The sequence below is a fragment of the Terriglobia bacterium genome (assembly GCA_020072645.1).
GTDB lineage: Bacteria > Acidobacteriota > Terriglobia > Terriglobales > Acidobacteriaceae > Angelobacter.
In genome coordinates this window covers 1-14,883 of sequence record JAIQGK010000002.1, presented here as the reverse complement: position 1 = coordinate 14,883, position 14,883 = coordinate 1, and the positions used below count along the sequence as shown (strand labels likewise).

Annotated in this window: 6 protein-coding genes and 1 pseudogene; all 7 read left to right on the top strand. The window is 53.7% G+C overall.

All coding sequences use genetic code 11. From position 1 onward, the window contains the following. Window position 1: 1 nt before the first annotated feature. The 7 genes and pseudogenes from LAO76_02105 (at window position 2) to LAO76_02075 (ending at window position 14,570) form a co-directional block, all read left to right on the top strand. Window positions 2–745 carry a hypothetical protein gene (locus tag LAO76_02105; GenBank protein MBZ5489708.1) on the top strand — a complete coding sequence of 248 codons (744 nt, stop codon included), beginning with the start codon at window positions 2–4 and terminating at the stop codon, window positions 743–745. Then, window positions 742–2,061 (top strand): TrbI/VirB10 family protein, encoded by a 1,320-nt coding sequence (locus tag LAO76_02100; protein MBZ5489707.1) that lies wholly within the window; start codon window positions 742–744, stop codon window positions 2,059–2,061. The genes LAO76_02105 and LAO76_02100 overlap by 4 nt, the downstream gene beginning before the upstream one ends. A gap of 1,827 nt (window positions 2,062–3,888) precedes the next feature. Next, window positions 3,889–9,945: a hypothetical protein gene (locus LAO76_02095; protein MBZ5489706.1), complete on the top strand. Its 6,057-nt coding sequence runs from the start codon at window positions 3,889–3,891 to the stop codon at window positions 9,943–9,945. 586 nt (window positions 9,946–10,531) lie between these two features. Further along, window positions 10,532–11,506: a hypothetical protein gene (locus tag LAO76_02090; GenBank protein MBZ5489705.1), complete on the top strand. Its 975-nt coding sequence runs from the start codon at window positions 10,532–10,534 to the stop codon at window positions 11,504–11,506. A gap of 195 nt (window positions 11,507–11,701) precedes the next feature. Beyond that, window positions 11,702–12,040 (top strand): transposase, encoded by a 339-nt coding sequence (locus tag LAO76_02085; protein ID MBZ5489704.1) that lies wholly within the window; start codon window positions 11,702–11,704, stop codon window positions 12,038–12,040. 5 nt (window positions 12,041–12,045) lie between these two features. Then, window positions 12,046–13,032, top strand: coding sequence for an IS3 family transposase (locus LAO76_02080; protein MBZ5489703.1), 987 nt, complete (start codon window positions 12,046–12,048; stop codon window positions 13,030–13,032). 481 nt (window positions 13,033–13,513) lie between these two features. Then, window positions 13,514–14,570: pseudogene (locus tag LAO76_02075) on the top strand (IS110 family transposase). Window positions 14,571–14,883 lie beyond the last annotated feature (313 nt).

Genomic DNA, 14,883 nt, shown 5'->3' with positions numbered 1-14,883 from the left:
CGTGGTTATTGGCAATCCGGCGAGCTTCAAAGCGGAGCACTCAGATGCCGAGCCGCGGCTCGTTTTCTTGAAGCCCATCACAGCGCAGCCGAGCGAAAGCAACGCCTTGATAACGACCAAGTCGGGCCAGGAAATTTCGCTGCATCTGGTGAGCTCGGGCAAGGCATCGGCAAATGCGCAGGTCGATTTCTTCGTGGAATACCGGAGCCCCCAGAGCCTGCTCATCCATTCTGACCGCCAGAGCTTTCTGATTGCTGAGATTCGGCCGATTGCGCAGGCCGTACCGATCAGAACCCCAGCCCTTGCAGAGAAGCCGGATCTGATCTCCCAGGAGCTTGCGAGACAGAAAAGCTTGGCTTCGCCGGCCTGGGAGGGCAAGGAAATACTCGCCTCCGTGGGAGCATCCATAAAGCGAGATCACCAGACGGTGCTTGGCTTTTCAATTCTCAACAGTTCAAACCACACAATTGAGCTGTTACCGCCGCAGATCGAGCTGAGTGGTTCTGGACACGGGCACAAGGGCAAGCGAATCAAAGCTGAGCCTATTCCAATCTCCGAATACCGCATGACCACCCGACGCCTGGCGCCGGGCGAACGGGCAGACGGAGTGGTTGTCTTCGAGCAGCCGGCCTTCAAGGAATCAAGCGAAAAACTGCAATTGCAACTGACGCAGGCGGAGCAGGTAGATCGTCCCATTCTCTTGCCGGTGCCGTTTACCGCCAGCAGTCAAGGAGAAGCACAATGAATCGAAACGAAGAGAACGGATTCCGTGGAACCCAAGTTGTAGAAGAGCCATCCGAGCAGATCACCAGCGGCCCTCCACCGAGTGAAAACGGCAGCGCGCCCTATGTGCCGCAGAAAGACAAGGCAAAGCCGTCATTGAAAGACAATGGTCGGTTGTTGGTGATTGGAGCAGGCATTGTCCTGGTGCTCCTGCTGCTGGCGTTCAATGGCATTTCCCGGCGGTCCTCGCCGACGACGAAGACCTCAACGGCAAACGGCAAGCAGTCACAATCGCAATCCCCGAATCTGGTTCATGCGCCAAGCATGACACCTATTTTGGATACGGGCCGGTCGCCTGCGCAGGACACCGATGGCAACCTGGTCAATCCAGACCAGATCGCACGCACCGCGACCAAACAGGCAAAGCCGAGTCCCGGGACAAACCTCGGCAGTGTGCGACCATTTGATGGCACGCAACCCTGGCAGCCGGCGCCGTTCCAGCCCCGATCTCAGCCTGCGGACGCTGGTGCAAGCCCGGCTGCGCCCGCCGAGGCTGCTGAAATCCGGAGCGAGCACGATGCGATGGACAAGGCATCTCTGGTGTTTGTGAGGAACAGTCCATCTTCTACATCGAACGCAAGACCGCCGGACACTGCCGCAGGCATTGACTGGGACCTTGGAGTGGCGCCCGGTACGAGATTGCGGGCCAGACTTGAATCTGCCGTCAGCACTGCCGTTCGGACTCCGGTCGTCGCAGTCATCGAATACAACTACGAACAGAACGGCGAGATCGTAGTGCCCGCTGGAGCGAAAGCGTTCGGACATCTCGAAACTGCCGACCGATCAGGTTATGTTGGAATCCGCTTTGACTCTCTATTGATGCCCGATGGATCTTCAGTAGGCTTTGAAGCCGCTGCGACCGATCTTCAGCTTCGGCCCCTGCGAGGCAAGGTCGAGGGTAAGCACACCGGAAAGAACATCCTCGTGCGTTCGTTCGCGGGAGTTGGTGAGATTGCTGCCACCCTGGTGGGGCGAGGCAGCCTCAATCAGCCATTAAGCGAAGGAGATCTGCTGCGCGACAGAGTCAGCAACAATATCGGACAGGCATCCGACCAAACTGTGGCAAATCTGGCGCTTACAGAACACGTTGTGGTTTCGGTGCCTGCTGACACAGAAATCTACGTGATCTTGCAGAAGCAGGTAAAGGAGAATGTTCAAACCCCGCGCCTACAGTCGCCACCGCAGGCCACAAACCAGCCGAGCATCGAAGAATTGCGGCAATTGATGCAACTACAGCGTGAGTTGAACCAGACGACAACAAAGGCAGGGCCGGAATAGGATTAGAGTCATTGGATAAAAACCCAAACATTGTGCCAATGACTTCGCGTTGTATGTGACAGGGGTTGGTTCTGGTGCCACGAGAATCGTGGTTCCATACTCCCGGATTGCCGACAAGCCGGACACTATATTTGTTCATCTGCGGATTGCTGGACACAAGGGCGTTTCTCGATACTAATCCAACCGACGAACCGACAACTTCCGGCCGACTTGGATCCCTTGCTGAGTCGTCCCTGTGTAGGAGGGCGACGAGTTCTGACCCCATTAAGCCTAAACCGTTTTGGAGGTGTTAGGAAGCCCAAGCACCTGGTTCGGGACCAGGTGCTCTACCCGGCGCTCCTCGTGGAACTCCTTTAGATTCAGCATCGTAAAATTTCGAAGTGTTGAAGGCTGTTGAAATGCGAGGCTCTTAGAGCTACAAAATCGACTACAGTTCCCATTTCGACGCGAGTCTCTATGCTGAGAAAGCACTAATAGATAAGGATATGAGAGCGCAAGCCGTCTGATAGACCCACTGGGTTTGCACCAGGTGCTTGAGTGCCGAGAGTTTCAACAACGTCAGGTGTCGACTAATGGCACAAATTTTACGCCCTTTGTCAGTTCGGCCCGGGACGCGCAGTTAGTACCGGTGTAGGGCAACATATTTCTACGGTGGGGGAGAATCCTTTCCCGCAGTCCTTTTCGTTGTGCCAGTTGATCTTTCCGTCTTCAACATCGCTTCCGGAGCTAGCATTCGGGCGATGTGCACCAGCGCTATTGTTCAGCAGCTGACCTTGACGGGGAAGTCTTCCCGCGTGCGGATTGGATGCAACCATGGTGAGCAAGACTAAAATCATACCGCTCCCCTTTTCTTCCTCCATTCAGCCCATCGCTTCTTCGTAGCTCGGCTGAGCTTCCTCCGGGTTGCTGCTGAGTGGGGCCGTTTCCGCCCATCCGGCTTACCGGAAGCCTTGCGGAATGTGATTCGATTGCCACGTAAGGCTGCAATGGCACAGTTGAGCCGGTCCCGTTCGGCTTCCAATTCCGCAATAATAGCCGCTGTGTTCATTTCCGGATGTTCTCTCCGTGTCGGTATTGTGCAGCCGAGAAATTGTAATACGAATGTGAACTTAGACCATAAGAGGGGCGAGGTGCAGATACTAGCGATTCAGCCGTTCTTGCCTGCCTGTGCTGCGTAGTCGTATCGATGCTGAGCGAAAGACATTGTGAGCGGTGGGCCGGGCGCAATCGGGCCTGTTTCCGGAAGCAGGCTGCCAAACAGGACAGTGCTCCTGATGATAGCGTTTCGATTATCTCCGCGATCCGGCTGCGCGGAGAACCGAGCACAGATTTGGCGGAGGTCGCAGTAAAACGGTAGCCGAGACTCCAACTGGCCCGGTAGCGGCGAGATCGGAACGGCATTAACGGCGAGTGCCAGATGAGAACAGGCTAGTTATCAACTAAATACTTGCCGCTCTACGTCAGTTCTTGTAAAACTGTTTCAACTACACCCTTGGGAATTACTTTTGATGTTCCCCGCTAACATGTAAAGCGAAATTTTGTTCGTTTTAGGGATCAGCCAAAAGGTCGATTTGATTGCCTGTGCCAGGTGAACATTCACGAGAAGACTGTGGAACCACGCAAGATTTCCTTACGCCAATATTGTTCGTCTTGTCATTTCTTATGTGTGGCGGGCTGGACATCAAAGCAGGAAGCATTTGGAATCAGACGCATCTCTCTTCCGGGAAAGCGTTCTAAATGCCATTAGATTGAGGCTGCTATCGACATTGTAAGAATTTGGTACCCGGATTTCCCGTTTTTATTCTGAATCGAATTGGAGATTGAGAGATGCAGGAATCTGTATTCGCCGGCAGAGATGGTGATCACAACAAGCAAAAGACGCTTTCTTCGGAAGTTACAACAATCGCAACTTTTCGAATTCCCGGGATACGAATTAAGTTTGATCATTTGCTGCTAATTATAGCTTTCAGTCTTATGTTCTGTATTGAAGGCATCGCGCAGAATAATCCAAATGAGGACCAGGGGCTCAAGCCCTACGATACTTTTAGTGGTGGCGACCTTGACAGCGTCAGCATGACCAATGGCGGCCTGTCTCTGCATATTCCGCTGGCCTCATTTCCCCAGCGCGGCAATCTTGGCCTGAGCTTCATGATCAGCTTCAGTAACAAGCAGTGGTATATAAAACCTCCGAAATATAGTACCGATGGAACCACCCTGCTTTCGCCAGCGCAGTGGGCCCCTATGCCCAATAGCGGTGTGCAAATTGTCGGCAGCACAGACTGGTGGCTGAATAGTTGCACAACAACCGAGACCAGTGATCCGGACAACCCGGGCATGCTTCTCTATGATTGGTCGGATAGCGTCAGCTCTCCTGACGGCAGTTCGCACCTCTTTGGGGATCAGGGCGCTACACTTTCCGGCGAGGCCTTTCCCGTGCGCTCACTGGATGGGACGGGACTCCTTCGCCCGGATGCACAGACTCTGATTTTGTCGAACGGGACCCACTATAGCTATCCGAGGGGCGTCAATTGCACGTTGTCAAACGCGCGCATCCGTGGTGGCGTGCAAGCCAGCAGCGTCACCGATGCTAATGGCAATCAAATTACAGTCACCAGTTCTGGTTGGACGGATACGATGGGACGCTTCATTCCCGGCTCTGCCAGTACAGCCGTTCAGGGGATTTCACCTGGTATCACGACGACTGATTTGTCAAAATGCCCGTCCGGAACGGCATCAGCCCGTGTATGGAACGTGCCAGGGATTTCTACGATCAATAGCGGCATGCGCACATTCTATTTTTGCTACTCCATGTTTCCTTTGTCCAATTCCACCAGCGGCGCAGCCAGCTATGGCCCCGTGAGCACCTCGTTATTGAGTGCAGTCGTTCTGCCCGATTTGACGCAGTGGACGTTTACCTACGACAGTTATGGCGACGTGCAGCATGTCAGTTTTCCTACTGGTGGGTCCCTGGCTTATACGTACTCAACTGGGCCATTTGGCTCGAATACTGGAACAGGGTACAGCACATGGGTGATGTCGCGTACGGTTGACGCCAATGACGGGGCGGGCGGCCATCAATGGACATATAACTATCAGGGCAACTTTCCTACAGGAAATGGCAGTTCAGTTTATCCATACTCAGCAAAGGGCATAGCCACCATTACGGACCCTAACGGTAACGATGTGGTCTACACCATTGGCCCCGGCGGAACTGGAGGCTGCCCCGGATATATTTATCAAACACAATACTTTCAGGGACGCTCGGATTCAGTGACTCTGCTTAACACCGTCCAGACGCAGTACTTCTGTACTATGGGCGCAGCCGGGGGCGACCTGGATGAAATCGCTCTGAATGTGGTGCCTGTCCAGACCACAACCATCTGGCCGCAGGGTCAAGCAGCCAAAGTCGTCAACCGCTTCGATCCAACGTTTAATGATCCTAATGGACAAGCTGTCCATGTTGGCAGCTTGCTGCAAAAAGACGAGTATGACTTTTCTAATGCGTTGGTTCGCTCCACGCTAAACCGTTACTGGTGGCAGGATAACAGTACATTCTTCAACAACAATTTCGTATCACCCCTGGAGTGGACAACGGTTTACAACGGGGCTGCTCCGCAGTCGAGCACGCTGCCAGCCTGCAGTTTCACAAGCGTACCCGCATGTATATCGCAGGCCAAGTTTGCGTATGACGAGGGAACCCGGGCTTCATCCGGAATAGGGACTCCCACTCATGTAGCGACTCCTGCGGGTGACACGATGCGAGGTAATCTCACGACGATGAGCCGCTGGCTGGATAGCGCACAGGCCTTTGTTTCTTCCAGTTCAACTTACTTTGATACGGGCATGCTAAACAGTAGCACCGATCCGATGGGCCGGGTAACTACATACAGTTACTCACCTGTTTTGATGGGGGCTTTCGTTACCCAAACGAGTTTTCCCGATACGCAAATGCCTGATTCGGGTGCTCCCGTTGTCCATCACTTGATCAGCGGCAACTACGATCTGAATACCGGCTTGCTCACCAGCTTCACGGATGAGAATAGTCAAACTTTCACCTATACCTATGACATCATGCTAAGGCTCACCGAGGGAGATCACCCGGATGGTGGTGTCACAAAAATGCTTTATCCTGATTCCAACACCATCGAACGCCAAAGGCTAATCTCCGGCACAACCTACGACGATTACAAGGTGAAGTTCGACGGCTTGGGACGGGTCTACCACACTTTGCAGTTGACCCCCGATTGTCCCACATACATCAAAGTCGACAGCACCTATGACGCAGTTGGTCGGATAAAAACAGTTTCCAATCCATACTGCTTTACAACTGAAGCCACTTACGGTATTACGCAACTGGACTATGATGGCGTCGGCCGCGTGACAACCACGACCAAGCCGGATCAGAGCGTCGCCATTGTGCTCTATAATGACACTCCGGGTGACTCCTCGGGACCTCCAGCCATTTGCACAACAGCTATCGATGAATCCGGGAAAAAACGCCAGAGCTGCACAGACGCCTTTGGTAGGGTGGTCAAAGTCGTTGAACCGAATCCCGGGGCAGCGGCCACTTTTGCCACCGGATCTTTTTCGGTCAGCGGGACGGAACAGTCGGCGACTTCGCAGCAAGCACAGTATGCCAGTGTGACGCTCACGATTGGCGGGTCTGATCCCGTCAACATCATAACCACCTGCAGCCCCACGTGCCATTCTCACAATGTCCTCGACACCTCGGGAACATTGAACTTCACCATTACCACCGGTGGGACGACAATTGGCCCGGTCTCGGCAACCTACAACACCACCATTACTCCTGCAGGTCTGGCCGCGGCCCTTTACAGCGCTTTTCCCGCCAATTCACTGGTGACGATCAGCAATCCTAACGGTGGCACCTCATTTACTCTGACTAGCGCTACCGCAGGAAGCTTTGCCAATGCATACGTAATCGCAACCTCAAAAATCACCAGTTGTGTGGATTCGGATTCGGTGTTTTGCGGAGGCGGCGGGGGCGGCTGGACGATGACTCTTTCCGGTCCAGGACTGGCTCAAACTCAGGCCAGTCCGGAGAATTTTACCGGGGGCCAAAATGCCTCGACCGTGGCGGATTCCGGCCTGATTACTGCCACGATTAACGGGATACAGTATTCAACCAGTTTTGGCGCGGGAGATACTTCCGCCACCATCGCCTCGCGTCTCGCTACCGCCATCAGCGCCGGGCCGTACGCTTCGGCAACTCCATCGGGTGGAACTGTAAATCTGCTCAGCAAAACCGCCGGAACTATTGGCGACTACTCTCTGACTACCAGCTATACCTGGAACTCGGCCCAGTTTGTCAATCCATCGTTCACGACTTCCGCAACAGAATCCGCTCTGACAGGCGCAAAGGATGCCAGTGCCCTGAACAACAATCCTTTCGTCACCACGTACCAGTACAATGCTCGTGGCGACCTGTTGTGCGTGCACCAGAAAGCTACCGACACCGTCAATGCCGACCTGCCCTGCACCAACCCAACTCCGCCGGCGGTTCCAGCAGCCTGGCGACAGCGCTTCTTCACCTATGATTCCTTGTCGCGGATTTCGTCCGCAATAAACCCGGAGACGAATAGCACCGGGTCGACCACAATCACATATACCTACGACAATAACAGCAATGTCACATCCAAGACAGAGCCAGCTCCAAATCAGGCGTGGGGCTCGGCTCAGATGGTCACAATTGATTACACCTATGATGCCTTGAACCGTCTCCTAGATACGACGTATGTAGGTACCTCAACTCAAAGTTCCAGCCATCGCTATGACTATTCCACATACTTGGGGCAGAGCTTTACCAACCCAATCGGCCGGGAAGTGGCGGCAACCGCATCTGGCAATACTATTGAATTTTTCTTGAGCTACGACCCGATGGGCCATATTACAAAGAGGACGCAGTGTAACCCGGGAGTAACCGCATGTCAGACTTTCACTGCCGCCTATAATACAGTGGGTGATATCACCAGCATCACCTATCCGGTAAATAATTTCACTGTGAGTTATAGCTATGATAGTGCGGCCCGGCTTACCAGTGCCACGGACTCCAATGGAGTCATATACGCGCAAAGCCCGAGCTTCTGGGCAATCGGTGCAATTAAAGAATTTGCTAGCCCCAACTTTAACAACAATAAATTCCATGTTGATCTTAATAATCGGCTTGAGCCTGTGGAAATCTGGGCGGGTGCAGGTCAGGGTGCAAGCGCTTTATTTGACAAGCAGTATTCATATACGCCATCGCCGCAAACCCATACCAACAATGGCAATATCCTGACTATCAGCAATGTTACGGATAGTTCCCGAAGCCAAGTATTTACTTATGATGCATTGAATCGTCTTGCCTCTGCCACTGACAATGTCCACTGGGGGAACACCTATGGCTATGATGCCTGGGGCAATCTGCAGAAGGCTCCGATGGGATCGCTCAGTGGCGAGAACCTTCAGCATGCTGGCGATACGGATAACCATCTGACAGGTTACAGCTACGATGCTGCCGGCAACATGCTCAATGACGGAATAAACAGTTTCACATATTCTTACGACGCAGAAAACCGCATAATTACCGCTGGACCCACCACCTACACCTACGATGCGGATGGTAGACGCGTCAAGAAATCCACCGGCATCAACTATTGGTATGGGCCCACCGGTGCCGTTCTCGCCGAGACCGACAGCAATGGTGCCTGGACGTTCTATATCTTTTTCGCTGGCCAGCGTCTTGCGCGAAATGTGCCACAACCGTCTCCCAGTCCTGCGGACATCAAGTACTACATCTCCGACCATCTGCATTCTACCGCCATGTTTGTGGATAAGGCCGGAACCTCTGCAGCAATCCTCGACGATAATGACTTCACGCCGTGGGGCGGGCTTGTTTCTGGTGTTGGAAAGAGCACAAGCGACAACACACTTAAATTCACAGGAAAATACCGTGACCCTGAGTCACAACTCGATTATTTCGGTGCACGATACTATAGCTCTGCCCTTGGACGCTGGATGCGGCCCGATCGGCCCTTTAGTGATCAGACTGCCGTCAATCCACAGAGCTGGAACTTATATGTGTATGCCCAAAATAATCCCATCAACGCGACAGATCCCGACGGTCGGCAGGTATTGTGGGATATCGTTGCTCAAGCAGCTGCGCAATTGAGCGGCCTGAATCCCGGGAACACATTCACGTATGTTTTTCTGGGCGTTCGGTCCGGTGAGCCTGGCTATGAAAATACTTTGACTGCTCAAGATATTCCAAACTGGTCCGGACAATTCGGGATGGGGAATCTTAGCATCGGTCCGAATGGCAATACTATTGAACTGCCGAATAATGGAAGCTGGCTCAATGGATTGATGCAAACCCCCAATCAGGACCAAATTGACACATTCAACTACATTCATGACAATCTCGTTCCTCCAGGAGTTCAGGAGGACGCCATGAGTCACAGCAATGGTGTCAATGCACTCGGGGTTGTTGCTGATGAGGATGGAGTAACGTTTGGCTCAACGTTGGTCATTGCTCCAGCAACAAAATCGACGGACACCATGGATTCAGTTGCTAGCGCCAGCGACCATTTCACGATTGTCGCGCCACTCGGGAACAGCGATGATAAGCTTAGTCTCGGTCACTTCCCCAATGCCGATTTTTGGGCATCAGCATATCCGGGAAACGTTGTCGGCGTGGAAACTAGCTGCCATGGAGCCCAGTGCTACAACGCCGCAGTAAACGCGGTTGTTGTCTCACCCCTCAATGATGATGGGCGCGCGAAGAGGATTAGCGGGATGAATAATTATTCCCAGTACCTCCTGATGAGCGCGGCTGCGGAAGAACTTGCCTGCATCCCTTGCCAGGTTGCTCCGTTCTTTCAGTGACTTCTGTAAAGTACAGTATCATTGGAGAGCGGTAGGCTGTCTGCCGCTCTTCCCCCGTGGAATGCGCAAGGGATGAGCTCTTATCAGATCCGGCGTTTTGCGGGGCAAAAGGTTGGGGTATTACATGAGCTTATTAAACTGGCCTCGTTTGGGATACATGCTTATATTTGTGCTAGCAGTTCTCACACAGGTTGCCTTTGCGCTCGATGATCCTCCTCAGTGTGCCTCGACGTCGCAGCACCCAATCCCAGTGCTACAGTATCCCGGTGACTTGTCGCTGACCGCCGACGACAGCGTAGTTTATCGGCCTCTCCGGGCGCATAAGATCGCTATCGAAGCGGGGTACACGCGCTCCGGGGAACTTTCGTGCGCTACTCCTTTATCCGGCTACAGCATTTACTGGCCCTATGCGGTAGAAGCTTTGAGAAAATTTCCGCATTCCCCAGATTCTAAGGAGTCACATGTAATTGTGATCTTCCGTGATCCCGTAGCAGAGAAGGCACGGCGAACAGCTCCGAAGACTCTGGTCCCCAGATGCTCGGAGACGCAGCCCCTCACAACTACGTTGCAGAATGCTCTAGTCCTCATGAACCGAGGTCCAAAACAACTTGAGAATGCACGCGAGTGTCTAAAGCTGGCTGTTAGGGCCGTTCCCGATTCCTTGGCTGCCAATTATGGGCTGGCAATAACAGAAAGCCTCGCGAAAGATACAGACGCCGCCATTACCTTGCTCGAAAAAGTCGCCTCCCTAAGGCCTCATTTTTATGAAGCCCGCCTCGATCGGGCTCTCTTATATGCGGAGATCGGCAACAGGACCAAAGAAGAAGCTGAATTAAAGAACATGTTGGTAGAGAAGCCTCCTTTATGTATCCAGCGAGAGATCTTCAACAAATTGATGCGCATATATGACGATCTCAACCGAAGAGCCGATGCACTCGCTGCAGAACAATCGCTGATATCCAGCGAGTATCAGCTCCAGAGTGTATATCCAGAACTTGTACCAGATTCCTTGATCGCTATGAGCGAAGCAAGTGTCGGCCTTCGCTTCGAAGAGCAAGGAAAATACAGTCAAGCCGAAGAATCGTATCGCGCCGCCGATCGCAACGGGCGCGCGCTCGGGCAGTCATTTCTCTTTGAGCAGGCAATGGGACGTTCCCGCTCGCTTCGTCAATTCGGAGATAACTCTTCAGCTCAGCTCATCTGTTCGCAGTGGAAAGCTAGTCTTCAACAGCTCGGTCCGGAACTCGATGCATTCCAATGGCATGGAAAAGAACTTGTTTTCGCAAAGTGGGAGCTCTCATGCGGGAATCTTGTTGAGGGACTGCAAATGCTGAGTAGAGTTGCAACAAATGATGCTTCTACTCCCGAAAGCCTCGATCATTTTCGAGCGGCAGCTCCTTACCGTGCGCTTGAGACGTTTTACCGTGCCCACGGGAAAACACGCATGGCCGAATTGGCCCACGAGAGTGCCGACCGCATTCTAGAAGCTCGCACTTCCACCGTATTAGGCCGGGTTTTGAAGGATGCAGCGATGCTTTTTGATGGATCAAACATCCATTGAAGAATGTAGTTGCTGGCTAGTGCGGTTTGCCCTGAGTTGTGCTAACCAAGATCGTTCCATCGAAAGTGAGTGAATAGCTGGTTACTGTTGTAAGCCTTCTCTCGCGGTTGCGCGACGCTTTTTTTGACCTTGGACTGACCCCCTAAAATGGAACAACAAAAGATTACAACACTCCAGCCGGAAAGGGATTAGGGAGTGGGCAAACGAGTGGGGAGGTATCCGGAAGCGTTCCGCCGCATGGCGGTGGAGCGAATGAGGAACTGCGCCAACATAAGTGCGCTGGCGCGGGAATTGGAGATTGATCGCACGGTGCTGTATCACTGGCAGAGGCTAGCCGGAGAACAAGGGACAGACTCAACAGCGACGTCTCCAGTGCGCGAGCTGCGCAAGCAGGTAAGGGATTTGAAGCGGCTGCTGGCGGAAAAGACGCTGGAAGTTGATTTTTTCAAAGGTGCCTTGCAAAAAATCGAGGCTCGACGCCGGAGCGGAAGCGACTCTGGCGAGACGGCATCTACGACCAAATCCGGGAGATGATGCCGATGCAAGGCAGCCTGAGTATCGAGCGCATGTGCGAGTTGATGAGAGTCAGCCGGACCAGCTTTTACCGTTGTCTACAACAGCGCGAACCGCAGGAAGAGAGCATGGAAGTGCGATCTGCGATCCAACGGGTGGCATTGGAGCATCGTAAGCGCTACGGCTATCGGAGAGTGACAGCCGAGTTGAGGCGCCGCGGGATGCCGCTCAACCACAAACGGGTAGCGCGGATTATGCGCGAGGACAACCTGCTGGCGGTCAGACGCAAGCAGTTCGTGACCACCACGGATTCCAACCACGCGCTGGAGATCCATCTGAACCTGGCGAGGCGGATGACGCCGACCGCAGTCAACCAGCTCTGGGTGGCTGACATCACCTACATCCGCCTGCTAAACGAGTTCGTCTACCTGGCGCTAGTGTTGGATGGATTCTCGCGCAAGGTGGTGGGCTGGAAGCTAGACCGCACGCTGGCTAGCCGTCTGGCAACGGACGCGCTGGAGTCAGCGATCGCAGCAAGGAAGCCGCTGCCAGGGCTGGTGCACCACTCCGATCGTGGCATTCAGTATGCCTCCGGAGAGTACGTTGCTATCCTGCGAAAGCACGAGATGGTGCCGAGCATGAGCCGGCCGGCGAACCCCTACGACAACGCGAGCTGCGAGAGTTTCATCAAGACGCTGAAGCGTGAAGAGATTTACGCAAACGAGTACCAAAGCATGGAGCACTTGCACGATCATGTCGAGGAGTTCATTGAGCAGTATTACAACATTGAGCAGTATTACAACCAAGTGCGCTTGCACTCTGCTTTGGGTTATCGCTCACCGGAAGAATTTGAAGAACAAGCGGGGCGAGAAAATTCATTGACAACAACAAGTGCTACAGTAAGATTTTTCTCGCCAACAGGGGAAAAGGCTTCTACGGTGCTGCTGAGAGAAGGGACTCAAACGCCGTCCCTTCCCCAGACCCCTACCCTGCTTGAAGAATCAACAGGATGACGGAGAGGAATCAGCGTTGTAGCAAAGTGTGAAAGGCTAGATTGTTCCAAGTGAAGGGTTCATATTTCAGAAGGTCGAGAGTTGTAGTAATCAGAAACTGTACCAGGAGAGGGGTTCAGTCTAAACGACTGTAGACGATTTTGTAGCTGTAAAAACCTCAAGCTTCAATAGAGAACAGCAGCTTTCAACGAACGGTGTGCAACAGATTCAATATCAATCAATTACGAGCAACAAAATTCCACAGCGCTCAATAGGGGATGGAATCTGGTTCGGGACCAGGGGGCGGAGGTTCAAATCCTCTCTCCCCGACCAATTCTTTCAATCAGATACAAACGATTTCTGGCCAGCCGCCTACAGCGGTGTAGATAGAAATGAGGCTGCCGAATCCTCAGCGAGCAAGCAGTATGCTCGCTAAGAAGAAAAGCCCACCTAAGAAGGGAGGATCGGCATGAAGGGAAACCGCGACGTCAACCAACAGAGGATGGCAGAACCAACCAGAGGGAGCACTATTGGGCTCGATCTAGGTGACCGTTGGAGCCGTTACTGTGTAATCGATTCAAGGGGTTCGGTGGTCAAAGAGGACCGGGTACGTACTAACCCAGAGGCGCTGGAGGAAACGTTCCGGTTGATCGTGCCCAGCAAGATCGTGATTGAAGCCGGAACACACTCGCTCTGGGTGAGTCGACTGCTGGAGCGGCTGGGACACCGAGTGATCGTAGCCAATGCCCGTAAAGTCCGCCTGATTTATCAGAGCGATCGCAAGAACGACCGGCTGGATGCGCAGATGCTGGCCAAGTTGGGGCGTGTGGATGTGAGTTTGCTGGCCCCAGTTGAGCACCGCAGTTTGGAAGCACAGACCGACCTGACCGTGGTACGCAGCCGGGATGTTCTGGTTTCGGCACGAGTGCAGATGATCAACGCGGTGCGCGGGCTGGTTAAGGCCATGGGCGGACGGCTGCCCGCCAGCACCACGGCCGCCTTTGCCGGCAAGATGGCATCGCTGATCCCACCGCCACTGAAGCATGCGCTGACTCCGCTGCTGAAGAGTATCCAACATCTGAGCGAGCAGATCCGGCGGCGTGACCGCCAGGTGGAAGAGTTGGCAGGCAAGAAATACCCGCAGACCAGGCTGCTGCAGCAGGTCAAGGGAATAGGACCGCTGATTTCCCCTGGCCTACGTGCTTACGCTGGACAATCCAGCTCGCTTTCAGAAAAGCCGGATGGTGGGCAGCTACCTGGGCCTGCAACCGAAGCAGAGCCAATCCGGAGACAGTTCTCCACAACTGGGCATCACCAAGTCGGGCAACGGCTTTTTGCGACGAATGTTGGTGCAGGCGGCGCAGTATATTCTTGGCCCGCTGGCGCCGGACAGCCGATTGCGACGCTGGGGTCTGGAACTGTCCCGTCGAGGTGGAAAGAACAGTAAGAAACGCGCGGTGATTGCGGTGGCCAGGAAGCTGGCAGTGCTGCTGCATAAGCTGTGGGTGACGGGCGAAGTCTACGAACCGCTGTACGGGATCGAATTTGCGGCAGCCTAAGGAGAAATCGGTGGATGAAAATTGAGCTGAAGCCGTGTTGCGGGTGACTGCGGAAAATCGTCAGGTCCGGTCCGGTGAAGTTGGCCGGATTCGGATTCCTCCGGTCGTATCTGTTCCCAACCCACCGCGGAATGACTGTCCTCCGGAGGAAGACCCGAGGAGTATGGCCGAGCACCATCCCGTCTATAACAACGACGGCGATGTCAAGGGCAAACGAAGGCGTCGACGCCCTCGGGTTAGGAGAAGCGCCATTTCGCTCTCGATGAAATTCTTCCAACTATTCACGAAACCAAGACCCGTACTCTTTCATAAT